Origin of the sequence: Dawidia cretensis, from assembly GCF_018598175.1 — a bacterium.
GTDB lineage: Bacteria > Bacteroidota > Bacteroidia > Cytophagales > Cyclobacteriaceae > Ohtaekwangia > Ohtaekwangia cretensis.
This window is the reverse complement of the sequence record NZ_JAHESE010000040.1, coordinates 1-17,219: the sequence shown is the minus strand read 5'-3', so window position 1 is coordinate 17,219 and position 17,219 is coordinate 1. Positions and strand designations below refer to the sequence as shown.

Genomic DNA, 17,219 nt, shown 5'->3' with positions numbered 1-17,219 from the left:
ACCGCTATGAATAGAATAGTATACTGTATGTTAATACCGTTGGCAACGCTCAGCGTTCCGGCCTTTGGGCAGACGCGCGCGACGGAGCAGGTTGTCGATCCCGACACGATTGTACTGATCAACCATGAGCTGCAAACCGTGGAAGTGGTGGGAAGAATAGACCGCGACTATCAAAGCGATTATTCGTTTTCCGCTACCCGGTCCGCCATCCGGAATCAGGAGCTTCCACAAGCGCTCTCCACCATTACGAAAGAGCTGATTGCCGATCGGCAGGCGTTTCAGTTGGCCGATGCGGTAAAGATCGTCAGCGGCGTGGCGCCGTCGAGCTTTTACAATCAGTACAACATCCGCGGCATCAGTCAAAACGAAGAAGGACAGATCATCAACGGCATGCGTACGCGGCAGTATTACTTTCTGCAGCCGATCACATCCAACATCGAGCGGGTAGAAGTGTTAAAGGGGCCGGCATCGGTAACGTTCTCCAGTGTCGATCCGGGCGGAAGCATCAATATGGTTACCAAGAAGCCCCTGGCGACCGAACGCCGGGAGGTCGCCATGAGCGTAGGCAGCTTCAGCACGCTGCGCACCACGTTGGACTTTACCGGTCCGCTGAACGAATCGAAAACGCTTCTCTACCGGCTTAACGCCGGTCTGCAACAAGGAAGGTCGTACCGCGACCTGGTAAAAAACAACGCGCTGCTGGTGTCGCCATCGATCAGCTATATACCCGACAACAAAACGGCCATCAACGCAGAAATGATCTTCAGCAACAGCACCGGCACGCTCGACCGGGGACAGCCCATTTTTGGTGCTACCGCCGGCGTAACCGATTTGAACAGTACGCCGATCAGCCTGAACCTGGGCGCCGCCAACGACTTTTTTAAATCCAAGGAAGTCATCGTCATGACCGGCGTAAGTCACAAGTTCACGGAGAAGATCGGGGTGAACGTGTCCTATATGAAACAGACCTGGACCGAAAATCTCCAGGAGCATCGCACCACCAATGCGTTCGCCGTAGACATCGACAACCAATCGATGAGCAACCTGGCCACCATGCAGTTTGTTCAACGGCAGCAATACTGGAACACCGACAATCTGAACGCCTATTTTACCGTCGACTTTACTACGGGCACGGTACAGCATAAAGTGCTGGCAGGATACGACCTCAGCCGTTGGAACAAAAGCAAGGGGGGCGGCCAGAATTCTGCACGGGGGTACCTGCTCACCGATGGAACCGTTGCCAATGCGTTCGTCCCCGCGAATGCCGCCGGCTATCAAACCATTACGGTGGATGGTAAAACGTTGCCGAAGCCAAATGTGCCCAATTTTAATCTCAACAATCCGTCGTATACCATCCGCAACGTAGACGACTACGTGCTCAACGGCCGCACGGCCGTACCGTCGGCCATGACGCGCACCGATGCCGTCTATCTGCAAGAGCATGTGAAGATCGGAAAATGGTCGGCGTTGCTCAGCCTGCGCCGGGAGTGGTTTGAAGATATCACAAATTACGAGGCGCCCGGCGAAGGTTCATTTGAAAACGCAGCCTGGATACCACGGGTGGGCATCACCTATGAGGTGATCAAACAAATCCATGTCTATGCAACGTACCTGGAGGGGTATCAGCCACAATCCAATACCGTTTCGCTCATGCCCAGCACGGGCGCGTTCTTTTGGGATCCCAACTCCCCGGCGCGGTTTAAGCCGCTCATCAGCGATCTGAAAGAGCTCGGCGCCAAAGGCGAATTCTTCGAGGGGAGCGTTACCATGACCGTGGCCGCCTACGAGATCAACCAGGAAAACATTCTCATCAACGCAAACCTCCCGGAGTATCCCGACTCACTCGTGCAGCGTGGCGCGGACCGCAGCCGCGGCGTCGAGTGGGAGCTTGCCGGCTACCTGTTGCCGGGCCTGCAGCTCACCGCGTCGTATAGTCATATCGATGCGCGTATCATCGAAGACGATGACGAGACACTTCATGGCAAACGCAAAGAGAATACCCCGGTCAACAGCGCCAGCGTCTGGATGCGCTACAACTTTTCGCAGGCGGCGCTGCGCGACATCGGGGTAGGGCTGGGCGTGCAGTATAGCGGCGCAAAAGTGCCCTGGTTCACACGGGCGTTCGAGGTTCCCGACTATACCGTTCTGGACCTGGCGTTATACTATACGCCGTCAAAGGCCAACATGCAGCTGGCATTGAATGTCAACAACGTGTTGAATACCACCTATTGGATCGGCGCGCAAAACTACCTGCGGCTCTTTCCCGCGGCGCCGCGAAATTTTATGCTGACAGCCACCTATAAATTCTAACACCCATGAACCGTTCTATCGTAGTATTATTAGCGCGGCAAAGCTGGAAGAATGCCTTCCATTCGCGCGCGATCTATGGCGTGCTGGTCATATTGTTCCTTATGATCGGCTACGCGGCCTACAGCGGGTGGAAAATGTATACCGTTCAAAACGACATGCGTGAGCACTATCAACGAGTAGCCCGCGAGCGCTGGGAGGACAATCCCGACAAACATCCCCACCGCATGGCGCACTTCGGCACGTTCGCCTTTCGCATCAAACACCCCTTGAGCCTGTTTGATTTTGGGCTGGAGAGCTTCACCGGCAATGCCGTGTACCTGGAAGCCCACAAACAAAACACAATTAACTTTTCAGAAGCAAGCTTTTCAACCGGGCTGCTCCGTTTTGGCGAGATCAGCCTGGCCATGCTGCTGCAGATGATCGTACCGTTGATCATCGTGTTCCTGGGATTCGGTGTGGTCTCGGTCGATCGCGAAAATGGCACATTGAAAATCCTGTTAACGCAGGGCGCGCGGTGGCGCGAGATCCTGACCGGGAAGTCCCTGGGACTGTTCGCCGTCGCGATGGTCATTGTTGTTCCCGCATTTTTTTGTGCCGCCCTGTTGTTGATCGCCTCGGACGTTTCCGTTGACCTGGACCTGGTGGGGCGACTCGCCGGGCTAGCCCTGGCGTATTTTCTTTTTAGCGCGATTGCCTGTGTCATCACGGTAGCCGTATCGGCGGGAAGCCATTCGTCCAAAGCAGCGTTGATGAAGCTGTTAGGGGTGTGGTTGCTGCTGGCCGTGCTGCTTCCCCGAACCTCGCAGGCGTTGGGAAGCTACTTTTTCCCGGCACCCTCCCGGGTTGCGTTTGAAACCGCGATCGAAGAGGATGTGCTGAAACAAGGCGATAGCCACAACCCCGACGATCCACATTACAAACACTTGCGCGACTCGGTGCTGCGCAGACATGCAGTAGACTCGGTCGAGCATCTTCCCTTTAACTATAGCGGGTTTGTAATGCGCGAGGGCGAGCGCATCAGCGCGCAGATCTATCAACAGCATTTACAGGCACTGACTCGTCTCTACGACAAACAGAACAGCCTGACCACGGCCGCCGCCCTGGTCAATCCGTTTACCGCCATCCGGAACCTTTCGATGGCGCTTTCCGGAACGGACGTTGAATCCTATAAAGTATTTCAGGGGGAAGCCGAAGCCTATCGTTATACCATGGCGCAGGAAATGAATGCACTACAGATGACGCTGATCAGCAACCGGAAACCGGGGCCGCAGGATAAACCCCTCGCCATCAGCCACGATCACTGGAAGGAGCTGCCCGACTTTAAACCGAAGGGAATCGCCCTGGGTGCGTCGTTGCGCGGCGCATGGTTTTCTGCGCTGGCGTTGCTGCTGTGGAGCGTAGGCTCCTGCTGGTGGGTCGGTCGTCTGTCAAAAACACTAAAAGCAATTTGAGCTATGTATAGACTCTTGATAAAACAATTTATCCGGTCGCGCATCACGGTCGGCGCCCTGGCACTGTTGCTGGTCATGGGGTTGGTGTCGATCCTGATGGGAAAACAATTTCTGGCGCAGCAGCAGGAACGGATCGTCCAGGCAACGGAACATCAACGTGAGCATATCGCACGCAACGTCGCTGCCCACGACGAGATGGGCCTCTTGCTTTATTATCTCAAATTTTCCCTCATCAGTCCCCCCGATCAGCTGTCGGCGCTGTCCATCGGACAACGCGATGTTAACCCCGGTATTCAGAGCATTACCATCCGTACGCTGGAGGGGCAGAAGTATGACACCGACCTGACGAATCCCGTTCAGCTCCAATCGGGAAACCTCGACCTCGGGTTTGTTATCCTCTATTTATTTCCGTTGGTCATCATTGCATTCACCTTCAATATCCTGTCGGAAGACCGGGAGTCGGGTACCTGGATGACCATCGTGGTACAGTCGCGTTCGGCCTTTCAATTTTTGCTGGCGAAGTTTTTGGTCCGGGCGCTCTTTCTTTACGGGCTCCTGCTCTTTTTACTGCTGGTGGCGGCGATCATCCTTTCCATACCCCCCGGGGAGTCATTCCTGGCGTTTGTCGTGCTGAGCGTACTCTATAGTACATGCTGGTTTGCCCTGACCTTCTGGCTGGCGCTCTTTAAAAAGAGCTCGGGGTTTACAGTGCTGACGCTGCTGGCCATCTGGGTGGCGCTGACCATCCTGTTGCCGGCGTCGGTCAACAACCTCGTTGCCACGTTGCATCCGGTGCCCGAGTCGCTCCGTACCATGGTCAAACAACGCGACGGTTACCACGAAAAGTGGGACCAGGACAAGAAAGTTACGCTGGACAAGTTTTACGCCCGATATCCCCAGTTTACCAAATACGGCGTTCCTGACGAGACCTTCCACTGGCTGTGGTACTACGCCATGCAGCAAATGGGGGACGAAGAGGCGCGCGCAGACAGCCGTGCCATGCGCGAAAAGATGCTCCAACGGGAAGAGACCAGTCGTTCTCTGGCGCTCGCCATTCCCACGCTGCATACCCAGCTATATTTTAATGACCTGGCCCAAACCAGCCTGATCGACTATATCCGCTTGCTCGACAGTACCGCTACGTTTCACGAGCGAACCCGGCTGTATTTCTATCCGAAGATCTTTGAAAGCGCCGCCGTGAAAAACGAAGACTGGGCAGCCGTTAAACCTCAATATTTGCCGCCCAGGGACACCGTTTGTTGGATTCCCCTGGTGCTACCGTTGGTCGTCATCATCGTGGTGCTGCTGGGATGGACCTGGTTCCGTTCTCGAAAAATTTACGCTATTTAGTAAAAAATATATACCGGCCGGTGAATCACCGGCCGGTAACGTTGTAAAAGTATAAATAAACATACACGCATAGATGATATTCGTAAATTTTCGGGTATAATTGACATTATAAAATAGAAGACCCCTATAGCTGTTGTCACTTAAACCCTAAACTATATGATGTCTCAACTGTATCGTTACTCGCAAGACCTCGCTCCGCCGAATGTTGATCGTTATGGTATATCGGTAAGATAATATCCATTCATAATTTTTTTTAACCTATCGGTCGAAGGACGACCGATCCTCTATTTTATTTTTTTAACTCAACCGGATGACTGTCAGTCGTCCCGTATGCTAAAGTATTGTTTGTATGGAAGATTCTACAAATCCTGCACTCCTTCAGGTTCTAGCGTCGTTGACAGAATTGGTGCATAAATATCTATTACCCAAACGGAATGCAAAAGGCTCCGGCAAGGATATGGGGCATGTAAGGAATACGCTCCACCTGGAGATCGAGCGTATAAAACAAGAATTGTTGTTAGTGCGCGTGTCGAAGCAGTATGATTGCCGGTACCATGTCCGGCGGGTACAGCAGAAGCTGATGGAATTGATCAATGTAGTCGTTGCGCGGGGCGGAGCCCAGGAAATCCAGCAGGTACGGGAAAATCTTGGAATATACCGTTGCTCGCCCGCGAGCCACCTGTTTGAAGAACTGGAGGGACTCCTGGAGTATATAGAACATCATTACCCGAAACAGTTTGATTACGGTATACCGTTGTGCGACGGTCAGCGCGAAGTGTGGAAAGAAAAAATCTCGAATGAGATGGACGCTATCTTCCGCTGGTTTCGGGAGGATGAGCTTTCCGAATACCTGCGCGACGTCGTGATTCAGCCGTTCTGCGAAGTAATCATGCCGGAGCGGTTTCCGCTACTGACCCATCGCGAGTGGCTATACCTGCGCGGCCTGTGGAGCCAGCTGCAGGATCTCACACGTACCCAGGCTGCTGATACCGAAGAGGCTTTGCTGCATGTGCTGATACGCTATAACTTCAATAAAGATCAATACCTGGATTATTGCATGCGATACATTTCGACGGAGCTGGACCGGGGTGAGTCGGCAGAAGAAGAATACGCGGTCCGTACAAAGCATTACCGTCGCTTGATTATGGATGCCCGCCCTACACGGAAAATTGCATTGCTACCGGAGAACGAAGCGCTTCACACACGGCTGATGACATGGATGGACGAGGAATATGCGTATCATCAGACGTTGGCAGAGACATCGATAAAAGTAAAGCCCCGGCAGGATCGTATACCACAGAAGGACGTGCCCCGGAAGGAGCGACTGGACATTGCGCTGTCTGTTGACAACGCTTCAGGATTTTACAAGTTTCTGTTTGAAAGTAAGTTTTATAGAGAGACCAATGTCAGCGAGATCTGTCGACATGTCGCCGCGAAATATTCGACACCGTGTGCCAAAGCGCCGTCGTGGAAAAGTGTTATAGAAGCGTTCAACAATCCCTCCGAAGCTGCCTGTCGATACGCATCCGATTTATGCCATGAAATTCTCCGCCAGATCGAAGCGTTCCGCAAGGGCGAAAAAAGTTAGAGATATTTTTAGGAAAAGTATGCTATACCGGTGTTCAAAATGCCTTGTTCCGGCGTTTTTACAGCGGGGGGTAAAGGGGGGGTAATTTTTTTTACCCTCCTTACCGCTGGCGCGGCAGTATCGCCCCGCAGTATTTTGGTGACATATTTAAATCCATGTATATGTCATTACATCCTTTAACAACCGATGAGCTGCAGGCAGTCCGCGCAGCACTGTACCGCGATTTACGCAAAGACCTGCTCGACGAAGTACAGACCCTGGTGGCCCAGCGACCGAATGCGCCACCACCTGACTACCTGCGCCCGGAAGAGGCCTGTCGCTTTATGCAGATTTCTTCCAGCACTTTGTACAAGCTTCGTAAAACCGGCTTGCCTTCGATACGCGTCGAGGGACTCTTATACCTGCGCGTAAGTGATATCAACAACTTCCTGGCTTCTCAGCAGGTCGTTAACGCCTAAACGCTATGGTAAACTTTGTCAAACACATTCGGGCGATCATGTACAAGCTCGAAGCCGATAGTCGGATTGAGACATACCATATGTGCTTATACTGGGCTTTGTTTCAAACGTGGAATGAGCACCGGTTTCAGAATCCCATGCGGATCTACCGCGATGAGCTCATGGCACGTTCTAAAATTCGGACGCGTAAGACGTATGCTAAATGTATGCGGGAGCTGGCCGAGTGGGGTTATTTTTCATACGAGCCGGCCCGCCATCATTTTGAGCCTTGCCTGGTGTTGATGCGCAGGTTTGATGGTGGAAAAAATGCAGACGTTTATGAGACACAATGTGAGCCCAATGGTGAGCCCGACGACAGGCCACTGACGAGTGACGTTCGTGAGCCTCAGCGTGATCCCACAGGTGAGTCCAGCGACGATACCAAGCGGGGTACACATAATATAAACTATATAAACAATACAAACATTCAAAACAATTTAAATGATAATGAGCAAGCCCATCCAATTTCAGATTTCGGTAACGATTTTACCCATCCGGTGCAGACGCCCGGCGCGGAAGAAAAAAATAACACCCGGGGGGGCGGGGCCGGCGACCGACCTGCCGGCGATCGACCCGAAGCCATCCCTGGCGGCCTCGACGACGTCTATCTTTTCTTCGCCTCACTCTACAGCACACGCGTCGAAGCCGAAAAATTCTACCACTACTACGCAGCCAAAGGCTGGAAAATAAGTGAGAAGTTAAGGGTACACAACTGGCGATCGGCGGCCCGGCACTGGATCCTGAACGCACCGCGCTTCAACCCGCACAACGGACCGACACCCGGTTCGTTGGCTTCACCGGGCCCGCAAAATTACTCAGAACCCCTATAAAACAGTGTGCGTGCGTGTGCGCGCGAGAGCGAAGATGGTGTTCTGTTTTTTTTCTTCGCGCTCACACTCGCGCTCACGCTGATTCCCTACCTACATGAAAAATTTTGATTTTAATTGGTGCGTGTCGTTCCTGGATCGACACGGCAAAAAGCTCTTTGGTCCGTCTTTTCACATCCGACGTGAAGATCATCCCGTCATCCGGAAACTGCTGGTATATTTCCTGCAGCTGGAAGGGGAGGCTACGACACTCGGCATCGACCTGGCGAAGGGCATCCTGCTTTCGGGTCCCGTCGGCTGTGGAAAGACGGCCTTGATGACATTGATGAACTATATCCCCGGTCCCGGTCGTAACTATACCGTACGGCCGTGTCGCGAGGTCAGCCTTGATTTTATACAAGAGGGGTACGAAGTGATCGGCCGGTACAGCAAGTTTTCGTACAACGGCTCCACGCCGAAGATCTATTGCTTCGACGATCTCGGGGCGGAGCGTAACTTCAAATATTTCGGCAATGACTGCAATGTCATGGGCGAGATCTTGTTAAGCCGGCATGACTTGTACGCCAGCCAGGGGATGGTTACGCATATCACGACCAACCTGTCCGCGGGCACGCTGGAGAAAACGTATGGCGACCGCGTGCGGTCGCGGCTGCGGGAACAAATGAACCTGATAGCGTTTGATGAAAAAGCGCCCGACAAGCGTGGAAAGTAAAATCAATGGAAAAAAAAGGCCGTCTCCTTTCGGGAACGGCCTTTCGTCATTTAATACAGGTTGTCCTCTTCCAGATCATCATCTTGTTCCGGATCATCATCGCTCTCGCTCTCACTCTCACCGTCACTCTGTTTCACCGTTACCTGGCTGACGGCTGCGAGTACACCGCCGGCTACGGTGAGGTATCCGGCAACGGTGGCCACGACGGCGGGCACTGCGATGGGACTTGCGACCAGCGCACCGCCGGCTGCCAATAACGACAGGCCTATGGTGCGGAGCACGCGAAAGAATTTAGGGGTTGGCGCTTTTGCGCGTTCAAGAATGTTCATTTTTTTTGTTCGTTTAAAATTTGACTTGGAGTAGAAGAAATTGTCAACCACACTTCTTCGCTGTGGATCACGGGCAGTACCAGGCTTTTCAGTATCTCGTTTGCCAGCCGCGACTGCCGGCCCTGGCCGGGGCCGGTCAGTTCCAGCACGGGCGCGATACAACCCAGCAGCTCACGCTTCGCGTTGTTGGCCGGGTGCAGCAGGATACTGCTGCGACCGGGTACATCGGTCACGCACAGGTGAAGCTTGTGTTTCGGCGAATACCGCGATAGCAGCCGATAGCGGCCATCGGGTATACACGACACGTTGCGCCTGTTCAGGAGCCAGGGGAGCTCGATGGCGTAGCAAATCAAGTTGCTTTCATATCGAAACTCCCCATTGGTTCCGTCAGGGTATTTTGTCCTGATCAGTGCCAGCTCCATCCTGCCTATGCTCCGGGTTCGACGGCGACCAGCGACAAAGCATTATACGCGCCGTTGTTAAGCGTATACATCTGCCCGTTGACCAGCTGCGTAAACTCGATGCCCAGCACCACAAACAGCGGATCGGTGTTGTCCTCGCTCATCGTCAGCACCAGGTTGACCGGCGGTACCGCTATTGCACTGAGCAACATGTCCTCGGTTTCCAGCGACTGGACGTTGTACGCGTTTTCAGCAAAGTCGACCTCTGCCGCCGAGACCACCAGCCGGAAGTGCGTAGCACCGTCCGGGTAGGCGATCATGTCGGTAGGGATGAACGCCGGCGCGTCGATCGTCACGGTGCCGGCGGCACTGTCCACGTCCGCGGTATACGGCGCGAAGAAGGTGTGCGTAAGCTTGCCGGTCTCGTTGAAGTCGAAGCCGCGGAGCAACGTTATGTCGCCGTTGACGACCGTGCGCTCACCGCGCAGGCTGAGCTCGTCGGTTTTGATCACCGCGTTAAACAGGCTGCTGAGTCGATTCGACATGCGGCCGTCGCGTGTGCTGAGCAGCTGCGAGCGGAAGGCCGTGCGCAGCAGTTTCGCATTGGTGCCGGCGCGGCCGAACTCACGGCCGTTCTCGCGGGTGCGTGCAAAGGCCGGATCGGTTTGCATACGTTTTGCATCGACGCCGCCTTTTTGCCGCGCCAGGTGTCCGTTCAGGGACGACTTGTAAAACGAAATGCCGCCCAGTTGACCTTTCAGTTTGATGATTCCATCTTGTCTTGCCATGTGTATAGTATTATTTGTTTTTTGTTCCCTCGTGTCAGGCACAGTCGGGGTAAGCCGTCGTTGCAACAACAGCACAAAACAGCATGAAAGATCTGGAGGATAAAAAAGTGCACTGCCGTTTTACGCCGCTTTCGGTATATAATTTCCTGTTATTTCCTGTTTTCGCCGGCGCAGAATGGACGGTATAGTATATATTTATGCTGTGAAAATTGTATATTCGAATCATGAGTCTGAACCGGATCATTCTGAGTACAAAGGACATCGAACGCATCACAGGGCGGAGTGAACGACAATCGCGTGCGATCCTGGCCGGCGTTCGCAAGTCTCTCGGTAAACAACCACGCCAGCACGTTTCTATTCAGGAATATTGCCGGCACACCGGTTTGCCGGAGGAAGATGTGGCCCGGCACCTCGGAATACAGAAGTGACCGGTATATACCGGTATGCGCATGGTTGAGGTAGTAGGATAGTAAGCTACCGTGTCATGAATGGCTCTGATGCGCCGGGGCAAAGCCGTCGCTATAGCATAGATATTCCAAAGATATAGCATGGATAAAGCATAGATGAGCCAATATAAGGGGCGTCGCTTTATCGGTGGTTTATGTTCGGTTCATGTGTGTATACCGGTATATATCAGTGTGCTTTAGATGGTTCCGCGCTATAAAAAATATATACACGCTCCGGCTTGACTTTCTCTTGTTTGAGCCGGTACTTTCAGGCCATGGCATACCTCAACGGCATTACATTCATCGGTGGTCTGGGCAACGTTACGGCCTATACCCAGAAAGGCAGTGACAAGATCATTCTCCGGCGCAAGGGTGGACCGTCCCGCGCCATGGTAAAAAACGACGTGAAGTTCGCCGTGCAGCGGCGCTATGGGCAAGAGCTCGGCGGATGCTCGGTGGCAGGCAAAGCCATTCGCATGATGTTCGGTCCGAACCGGGCGCTGGCGGATCAGAGTCTGTGCGCCAAGCTCAATCAATACCTGCTGCAGGTACAACGGCGCGATACCGCGAACGAGCTCGGTCAGCGCGCGATCCGCCTGTCACACATGCCACAGCTCCTGGCGGGCTTTTCGTTGAACGGCAAGGCCTCGCTGTTCGATCTGACGATTCGAAGCACGATCACGGCAAGCATCGACCGGGACGGTCTGTCGGCGCGTATAGCGGTGCCGGAGCTATTGCCCGGAGTCAATTTTTACCCCGCGGACAACCAATCGATGTATAGCGTTACCGTCGTGCTGGGCATTGTGCCGGACGCGGAGTTCGACGCCGAGCTGAAGAAGTACGTTACGCCACTGTGGTTTGATACTACCTACGCGCCTGTGATGGCTTCCACGGCGTGGCTGCCGGCAGGAGTGCCGGCCGATGCTGCTACGTTAGAGATTCGGTTTCCCCAACGGCCACCCGAGCTGGAATTCAGCGTGATGTTGTCGGTAGGAATACGGTATGGTATGTTTCTGGGCGATGGAACGGTGTTGCAGACCAGGAGGGTAGGCGCGGCAAAGGTGCTGGCGATGGGATGATATGGAATTCAGATTATCTACAGAATTAATTCAGAATTGTAGAATATATCTACACATTGACGTGCTAAGCAAAGTGACGTGCTAAACAAAGTATGACGTATTAAACAAAGTATAATCTGTGTATATCGAACGTTTATTCAGAATTTACTTGCGCCAGCAATAGTATCTGGCGCAAGCTTGCTAAAATTTGAATCCTATCACCATGTTTATAGACGTTCGCTCTATCGTGTCTGTCTTTTTTTCCTGAACGTCATCAATATCTTTTACAAAGAATTGTACGCCGACAACGGCTTTCGTTGGTTTGTGCAGCTCGGTGAGGTAGATTCCTACCCCTGGACTAAATAAGGTCGGAAAGCCGTCGTCGCGATAAGACTCCCACCGAAGATGTACTGCAGCTGTAACATTCTTGAATCGGTAGCCGATATCCGCCATGGTACTAACAAAGGATTCGTTTCTTTTGAAGGCATCTTTCGCATACCCCTCTTTTACCTCCTTCGTCACTTGCGTTGGTTTTCCGTCTTTGTCGGTTCCCGTATACTGAATCTCACGATATTCAAACTTGTCGATACGTCTGACATTGTCACCTTTACCCATTTCGACGGCGATTCCAGCAACGAGATTGGCGAGGAAATCACCCTTACCCGTCGCTAAAGAAAGGCGATTGAAACCGATCTGGACTGAACGACCGATGGAGGTTTTAGTATTTGTCAGAATGGTATCTGTAGGTGCCGGTTGACTGATCGTTAGGATACGACCAACTCCACCCTTTCCAGTAATATAAAAAAAGGTGAAGGTTTCGCGGATTAACCAATAGGCGGAACCGCTAACATCACATTGAAAATTAGCAACTCCATTTTTCAGAATTGGAAATTTGCCGTCCTTTCCGGAGACTTTGAGTTGACCGCCACCTATAAAAAAGTCGCGATTGACGTTGTTCTTGCTGAGCACAAATGCTATACTTTTATCGACAGCATTGATGTTAAGTGTGTGCGCGTCGCTGTTTTTGCCCAGGATACTAAGCGAAGACTTTCCATCATCGTCTTGAAGGATATTTGTTTGAGCAAATGTGTTCGTGCAAATAAGCATAGAACATGAGAGCAGAAGAGTAGGTAGTTTCATGCCAATACGGTTGGATGGATTTGAGAATTTTGGAGATGGCTTCTGCGAAGATCGATCGTTTTGGTGATCGAGCATTTTCCGCCATGCTTAATGTCATATGTGCCGGAGTCGATGACCTGGAAGCCCTGACCCTGGAACCGTTCGATGGTATATGTGCCGTTGGTGTGGTTAAAACCTGTCACGTCCAGGCGGAATGTCAACGAATCAGTGCCCGACTCCACGATGAAGTTATCGATCCAGAATTTTGAGAATGCATTCTCCCGGTTCCAGTTATCCGACCGCTCGACGGGAGCTATGAAGAAAGTCACGCTGTTTATTTGACTTGAGTTTTCGACAGTAATTTTTATGCGATGTTCCATAATTAGGAGTTTATATAGTGGGGATATTTTGTGGCGAGGTTGGAACTCGCCCATCGCACTGGGATTAGAATGCCAATGTCGATGGGCGTCATCCAAAACCTATTTTTCGTTGATCACTTTCGTGGCATAGGGAATTACACCGATGCCCAATGAGGCGAGTACAGGCCACAAATTTTGGAAGTCGGGGATATTTGCCTTTACTTCTGTTAGCGCGGAGTAGGCATAACATGTAGTAATGCTGATCCCGATGACGATCGCGGCGATCGCGGATAAAAAGGCCGCCAGCCGGCTGCTGCTTCTTTTCACCACAGGCTGAGGCTGTGGTGGTTGGGCTGCTCCTGCCGCATTGGCAGGGGGCGCTTGTGCGAGTGCTACGGTTTGAAGTTGTTGCGCTTGCTGATCCGTGGGATCGACCGAAAGAGCTTCGGCGAGCTTAAACCCGTCCTTTCTAAGCCAGCGCATGAAATAGAATAACAGGATGATAAATAATTCGGTCGGCAAAAATACCAAGATCCAATGACCCGCCAGGAAATTGTCTACAGGGATGACTGCGAAGGTGTTCATACACTATACTTTTAGCCATACAATTGTTGCCACTGCGTCGTTGAAATCACCGTCGTTGCCATCTTCGTAGCCGATGATCTTGCTGTCCGGACCTGCGAAAACGATGCGTTCGGCGCTGGGATACCAGGGCTCGCGGCCATTGGGTGGTGTGTTCTTGTGCGCGGACGCGATCGTGTAGATCATGGGTTGGTCGGATGTGTTGACGGGACCTTCCCATTGTCTGGCATTTCCAAAGTGACTGTTGGAATTGAATAGTTCGTTGCCGGAGACGAAGTCGCGTACACTGATATGGTTCTCGTGGGCACAGGAGAACGATGTTTTGATGACGAGCTTTTGCCCGGGGAAGACTGTGGGGTACTGCATATACATTTACTTTTAAAGGTTATTTTTTTATCGACTTTTTGTCGATCACGGAATAAAAGTATAGCGGAGGCCAGCGTAAAGCGAGGTGGAACTAGAAGACGGTAGAAGGGGATTGGAAATTGGTCGACCGGATGAGAAAACGGCTGGGACTGCGTTTACCTCTTAAAAGCTATTAAACAAAAAAGGGTAACTATTGATTGTAGTTACCCTTTTTTTATTCGATATCGTTTACTTACCTACTGGTAGACAGTAGCCCTACAGGAGGGATTGATTTTTGTACAATATAAGCATCCTTTGCTTTTCCCTTATCATTGATTTGAGTGATGGTTCTTCCTTTGTCATCAACGGCGAAGAGGATGACGCGGATGGTGTTCAGACCTTGTTTCCCGCTATTGTATCCAAAGAAATAACGTATATATCGTATGTCTGGAGCTTGGGTGATGAGATGTGTTAGTGTTTTTTTATTAACAACGCTGTCGATATTGTTTTGAAAGTAGGCCCAGTCCATGTCAGTATGCTCCCTACCCCTGGTATTGGGGTTGACTCTTACGTAATTTCTGTATTCTGTTATGTATGTCTGCTGCGTTGGTATGTTGGGAAACACGTTGGTTAGCCCAGTTGTGCAGGCAGGGATATCGTCAAGTTTTTTCAGGAACGCATGCACAGCCGCGGTATCTTTGCCACGGCCTTCATATGGGTACGATCTTGACGGCAGTTGAAGCACTTTCCTGGTTGGTGTCAGCGTGGAGTCGACCTGACGCTCTCCGATTTGCTCGATGCTTAGAAAGAATTTTGGGTAAGTGGTTGGTTGCGTGGTTTCATTCAGACAGTACCACATAAGGACACCGAGCGTGTCACTTGCGGCGGGCGGGAAAAAGTCCTTTACACAAAATATACCTCCTATGGCATGGCCTGCCAATTTCTGGAGTGATGGGTCGGGATTTTTGAGTAGATTCGAAATGTCTGTCAACGCTTCGTCCAGACTGATTCCTATTGACTTTTTCCTGAGATTTTCCATATCCTGTTCAGTCAGTCTGGTATTTTTTCCGTCGACATGGGTAGGGTCGGGTGCAACAACGCCTTTCTTTTTGTCTTGACTATGGCAAGCGTAAAAGGTCAGGCAGCTAAGAAAGAGAATAAAGATGGTCTGTTTCATATCATTTTATTTAAAGGGTTTATGTTCTAAAGCGTGTTCCACCGAAGTCTTTACCGGTCTCGCCCAGCACCCGGGTCAGTTGAAACCCCGCCTCCGGCGGAGACCATACCGTAATGGTATACGAGCTGCCCGGTTGACCGTCGGCAAACCACTGAATAACGTATTCAGAGTTTTTCTTTAACGCGACTTCACAGTCTCCCGTGGCGATGAGGATAACTTTTGCATTTAACAGCAGGGTGACGTTTCCTTGTTCCGCGTAGATGCTTGCTCGTAGTGTTGCCATATCGGTGTGTTCGTGATGCGAAAGTAGGGGCGGACGGAGGCGCGCGGTATCACCAATCAGTAGCCGGCAGTCGCCGACCAGAATCTGGCGTCGTGCATGAGAACCCGGGCAGTGACTGAGCTATGGTGACGGTTTTTGGACGTGTTTCTTTTGTTCATAGACTTTTGCCAGGCCTATGGAGTAGATGATATACGTGACAATGTTGATGATATTGTGGATGTACCAGATCTCCTGCGCGAGCAGCTTCTTCCACAGGAAGATCATTTCGAAGAAGGTGCCAAAGCAATACACAAAGATCCCCAACACGATCCAGAAGATCGGTGCCTCATAGGGCGTCTGCGTCATTTCAATTATTTTCAGAAGTTTTGCGGCCGCCATGTAGGCGATGCATACCTGGTAGAGGCTGTTAAAGAGTCCACTTCCGGTAAGGTACTGGCCGTTGACGGGGAGGGGAGTGGGTATGATAAAAATAAAGAATAGCCACGACGGTAATACAATCAAGAGCAGTCCGATCAGAAACCGGCGATACGACGGGCCATCGTGTGGCGCGAGCACGATCCAGAGGAAGATGGCGCACTCGGCCAGGCAGTATACATCAAAGATGACCTGCTCGCCCAGCGGCCGGTCGTGTAGCATGATCTGCTCGGTAACGATGCCCAGTACAAAAAGCATAAACATCACTGCCGATAGCCGGGAGTGCCGGAGGGTTAACAGGCTCGCGGCTGTTGGGATCAGGATAAAATAAAGGGAGACGGACAGCAGCGTGTCAGACATTGGCTTTCAGTTTCCCGCCTTTGAACCAGCTCACAAAATCATCTTTCCGGCGACGTGACACGTCCACGTGCGAGCCGTCCGTCATTTTGATCACACCGCCTTCGCCTTTCATATATTCCTGGATGTAGTCCAGGTTTACCAGGTGTGAGTTGTGTACGCGGAAAAACGAGAAATCCGACAGCAAGCCCTCGCACTCTTTTAAGGTCTTTGAGACAATTACTTTGGCCTTGTTGATGAGGTAGAAGGTAGTGTAGGTGTTGTCGGATTCGCAGCGAACAATGTCGTCTATCGTCACAAAGATATAGCCGGTAAGGGTTGGCAGCGCGATCTTTTTTGGTCGTTGGTTCCTGGCCTGGATATTCTCCATGAGCAACGCCAGGTGGTCTATATTGATCTTTGCGCTGTTTTTTTCGGTGAATCGGTCGATCGCCTGTTGGAGCTCCTCTAACACCAGGGGTTTGATCAGGTAATCGACGGCCGACAGTCGAAAGGCTTTGATGGCATATTCTTCAAACGACGTGGTGAAGATGATCTCGAAGTCGATGGCAGGCGCTTGCTGCAAGAAATCAAACCCGGTATACGGTGGAAGCATGATGTCCAGAAAGACCAGCCGGGGCCGGTGCTCGCGCAGGAGGGAAAGCGCTTCCGGCACGGAAGCTGCCGCGGTCACGGGAGTGATCTGCGGGAAGTGTTGTTGCAAGAGTTCTGCCAGCGCATTGCGTTGGTGGCTTTCGTCGTCTACAATCAGGGCTGAGTGGGTTTGCGGCATGGCGGGTAAGGTTCGGGTTAGTCGTCGGTATAGCTGTCTCTTATAAACAACTGA

The 17,219-nt window shown here is 51.8% G+C and carries 20 protein-coding genes; 9 read left to right on the top strand and 11 right to left on the bottom strand.

Annotated features, from left to right (window positions below; translation table 11 throughout):
- Positions 1–6: 6 nt before the first annotated feature.
- From KK062_RS26170 to KK062_RS26140, 7 genes are all read left to right on the top strand, one after another.
- Positions 7–2,310, top strand: a complete 2,304-nt coding sequence (locus KK062_RS26170) for a TonB-dependent siderophore receptor (protein WP_254087338.1) — start codon at positions 7–9, stop codon at positions 2,308–2,310.
- 5 nt (positions 2,311–2,315) lie between these two features.
- Positions 2,316–3,761 (top strand): ABC transporter permease, encoded by a 1,446-nt coding sequence (locus KK062_RS26165; RefSeq protein ID WP_254087337.1) that lies wholly within the window; start codon positions 2,316–2,318, stop codon positions 3,759–3,761.
- A gap of 3 nt (positions 3,762–3,764) precedes the next feature.
- Positions 3,765–5,111 (top strand): DUF3526 domain-containing protein, encoded by a 1,347-nt coding sequence (locus KK062_RS26160; protein ID WP_254087336.1) that lies wholly within the window; start codon positions 3,765–3,767, stop codon positions 5,109–5,111.
- A gap of 349 nt (positions 5,112–5,460) precedes the next feature.
- The gene (locus tag KK062_RS26155; protein ID WP_254087335.1) at positions 5,461–6,699 is read left to right on the top strand and encodes a hypothetical protein; all 1,239 of its coding nucleotides are present in this window, start codon (positions 5,461–5,463) and stop codon (positions 6,697–6,699) included.
- Between the two features lie 161 nt (positions 6,700–6,860).
- Positions 6,861–7,157: a helix-turn-helix domain-containing protein gene (locus tag KK062_RS26150; protein ID WP_254087334.1), complete on the top strand. Its 297-nt coding sequence runs from the start codon at positions 6,861–6,863 to the stop codon at positions 7,155–7,157.
- Between the two features lie 5 nt (positions 7,158–7,162).
- On the top strand, positions 7,163–8,026 hold the full coding sequence (locus KK062_RS26145; protein WP_254087333.1) for a hypothetical protein: 864 nt from the start codon (positions 7,163–7,165) through the stop codon (positions 8,024–8,026).
- A 94-nt stretch (positions 8,027–8,120) separates the two neighbouring features.
- Positions 8,121–8,735, top strand: coding sequence for a P-loop NTPase family protein (locus KK062_RS26140; RefSeq protein WP_254087332.1), 615 nt, complete (start codon positions 8,121–8,123; stop codon positions 8,733–8,735).
- A gap of 50 nt (positions 8,736–8,785) precedes the next feature.
- On the opposite strand, the gene KK062_RS26135 is transcribed toward KK062_RS26140, so the two are convergent.
- From KK062_RS26135 to KK062_RS26125, 3 genes are read right to left on the bottom strand one after another with little or no spacing between them, the layout of a single operon-like run.
- Positions 8,786–9,064, bottom strand: coding sequence for a hypothetical protein (locus KK062_RS26135; RefSeq protein ID WP_254087331.1), 279 nt, complete (start codon positions 9,062–9,064; stop codon positions 8,786–8,788).
- Positions 9,061–9,486, bottom strand: coding sequence for a DUF5675 family protein (locus KK062_RS26130; RefSeq protein WP_254087330.1), 426 nt, complete (start codon positions 9,484–9,486; stop codon positions 9,061–9,063). The genes KK062_RS26135 and KK062_RS26130 overlap by 4 nt, the downstream gene beginning before the upstream one ends.
- Positions 9,487–9,491: 5 nt before the next feature.
- Positions 9,492–10,253 carry a hypothetical protein gene (locus KK062_RS26125; RefSeq protein ID WP_254087329.1) on the bottom strand — a complete coding sequence of 254 codons (762 nt, stop codon included), beginning with the start codon at positions 10,251–10,253 and terminating at the stop codon, positions 9,492–9,494.
- A 224-nt stretch (positions 10,254–10,477) separates the two neighbouring features.
- Here KK062_RS26125 and KK062_RS26120 point away from each other — a divergent pair, with 224 nt between their 5' ends.
- On the top strand, positions 10,478–10,681 hold the full coding sequence (locus KK062_RS26120) for a hypothetical protein (protein ID WP_254087328.1): 204 nt from the start codon (positions 10,478–10,480) through the stop codon (positions 10,679–10,681).
- 272 nt (positions 10,682–10,953) lie between these two features.
- Positions 10,954–11,778: a hypothetical protein gene (locus tag KK062_RS26115; RefSeq protein WP_254087327.1), complete on the top strand. Its 825-nt coding sequence runs from the start codon at positions 10,954–10,956 to the stop codon at positions 11,776–11,778.
- 180 nt (positions 11,779–11,958) lie between these two features.
- Here the strand turns inward: KK062_RS26115 and KK062_RS26110 are convergent, their stop codons facing one another.
- The 8 genes from KK062_RS26110 to KK062_RS26075 all read right to left on the bottom strand — a co-directional run.
- Entirely contained in the window at positions 11,959–12,897 is a 939-nt protein-coding gene (locus tag KK062_RS26110) for a hypothetical protein (protein ID WP_254087326.1), read from the bottom strand.
- Positions 12,894–13,205 carry a hypothetical protein gene (locus KK062_RS26105; RefSeq protein ID WP_254087325.1) on the bottom strand — a complete coding sequence of 104 codons (312 nt, stop codon included), beginning with the start codon at positions 13,203–13,205 and terminating at the stop codon, positions 12,894–12,896. Before KK062_RS26105 ends, KK062_RS26110 begins: the two co-directional genes overlap by 4 nt.
- Before the next feature lie 150 nt (positions 13,206–13,355).
- Positions 13,356–13,820 (bottom strand): hypothetical protein, encoded by a 465-nt coding sequence (locus KK062_RS26100; protein WP_254087324.1) that lies wholly within the window; start codon positions 13,818–13,820, stop codon positions 13,356–13,358.
- Positions 13,821–13,823: 3 nt separating this feature from the next.
- Positions 13,824–14,183, bottom strand: coding sequence for a fucose-binding lectin II (locus KK062_RS26095; protein ID WP_254087323.1), 360 nt, complete (start codon positions 14,181–14,183; stop codon positions 13,824–13,826).
- A gap of 232 nt (positions 14,184–14,415) precedes the next feature.
- Positions 14,416–15,339, bottom strand: coding sequence for a hypothetical protein (locus KK062_RS26090; RefSeq protein WP_254087322.1), 924 nt, complete (start codon positions 15,337–15,339; stop codon positions 14,416–14,418).
- Positions 15,340–15,358: 19 nt separating this feature from the next.
- Entirely contained in the window at positions 15,359–15,622 is a 264-nt protein-coding gene (locus KK062_RS26085; RefSeq protein ID WP_254087321.1) for a hypothetical protein, read from the bottom strand.
- Between the two features lie 120 nt (positions 15,623–15,742).
- Positions 15,743–16,396: a hypothetical protein gene (locus KK062_RS26080; RefSeq protein WP_254087320.1), complete on the bottom strand. Its 654-nt coding sequence runs from the start codon at positions 16,394–16,396 to the stop codon at positions 15,743–15,745.
- On the bottom strand, positions 16,389–17,219 hold an 831-nt coding region (locus KK062_RS26075; protein ID WP_254087319.1), incomplete at its 5' end, for a LytR/AlgR family response regulator transcription factor. The genes KK062_RS26075 and KK062_RS26080, both read right to left, overlap by 8 nt.

Coding starts and splice junctions, on each gene's coding strand:
- KK062_RS26170 (WP_254087338.1), top strand. CDS start 7: ATGAATAGAATAGTATACTGTATGTTAATACCGTTGGCAACGCTCAGC.
- KK062_RS26165 (WP_254087337.1), top strand. CDS start 2,316: ATGAACCGTTCTATCGTAGTATTATTAGCGCGGCAAAGCTGGAAGAAT.
- KK062_RS26160 (WP_254087336.1), top strand. CDS start 3,765: ATGTATAGACTCTTGATAAAACAATTTATCCGGTCGCGCATCACGGTC.
- KK062_RS26155 (WP_254087335.1), top strand. CDS start 5,461: ATGGAAGATTCTACAAATCCTGCACTCCTTCAGGTTCTAGCGTCGTTG.
- KK062_RS26150 (WP_254087334.1), top strand. CDS start 6,861: ATGTCATTACATCCTTTAACAACCGATGAGCTGCAGGCAGTCCGCGCA.
- KK062_RS26145 (WP_254087333.1), top strand. CDS start 7,163: ATGGTAAACTTTGTCAAACACATTCGGGCGATCATGTACAAGCTCGAA.
- KK062_RS26140 (WP_254087332.1), top strand. CDS start 8,121: ATGAAAAATTTTGATTTTAATTGGTGCGTGTCGTTCCTGGATCGACAC.
- KK062_RS26135 (WP_254087331.1), bottom strand. CDS start 9,064: ATGAACATTCTTGAACGCGCAAAAGCGCCAACCCCTAAATTCTTTCGC.
- KK062_RS26130 (WP_254087330.1), bottom strand. CDS start 9,486: ATGGAGCTGGCACTGATCAGGACAAAATACCCTGACGGAACCAATGGG.
- KK062_RS26125 (WP_254087329.1), bottom strand. CDS start 10,253: ATGGCAAGACAAGATGGAATCATCAAACTGAAAGGTCAACTGGGCGGC.
- KK062_RS26120 (WP_254087328.1), top strand. CDS start 10,478: ATGAGTCTGAACCGGATCATTCTGAGTACAAAGGACATCGAACGCATC.
- KK062_RS26110 (WP_254087326.1), bottom strand. CDS start 12,897: ATGAAACTACCTACTCTTCTGCTCTCATGTTCTATGCTTATTTGCACG.
- KK062_RS26100 (WP_254087324.1), bottom strand. CDS start 13,820: ATGAACACCTTCGCAGTCATCCCTGTAGACAATTTCCTGGCGGGTCAT.
- KK062_RS26095 (WP_254087323.1), bottom strand. CDS start 14,183: ATGCAGTACCCCACAGTCTTCCCCGGGCAAAAGCTCGTCATCAAAACA.
- KK062_RS26090 (WP_254087322.1), bottom strand. CDS start 15,339: ATGAAACAGACCATCTTTATTCTCTTTCTTAGCTGCCTGACCTTTTAC.
- KK062_RS26085 (WP_254087321.1), bottom strand. CDS start 15,622: ATGGCAACACTACGAGCAAGCATCTACGCGGAACAAGGAAACGTCACC.
- KK062_RS26080 (WP_254087320.1), bottom strand. CDS start 16,396: ATGTCTGACACGCTGCTGTCCGTCTCCCTTTATTTTATCCTGATCCCA.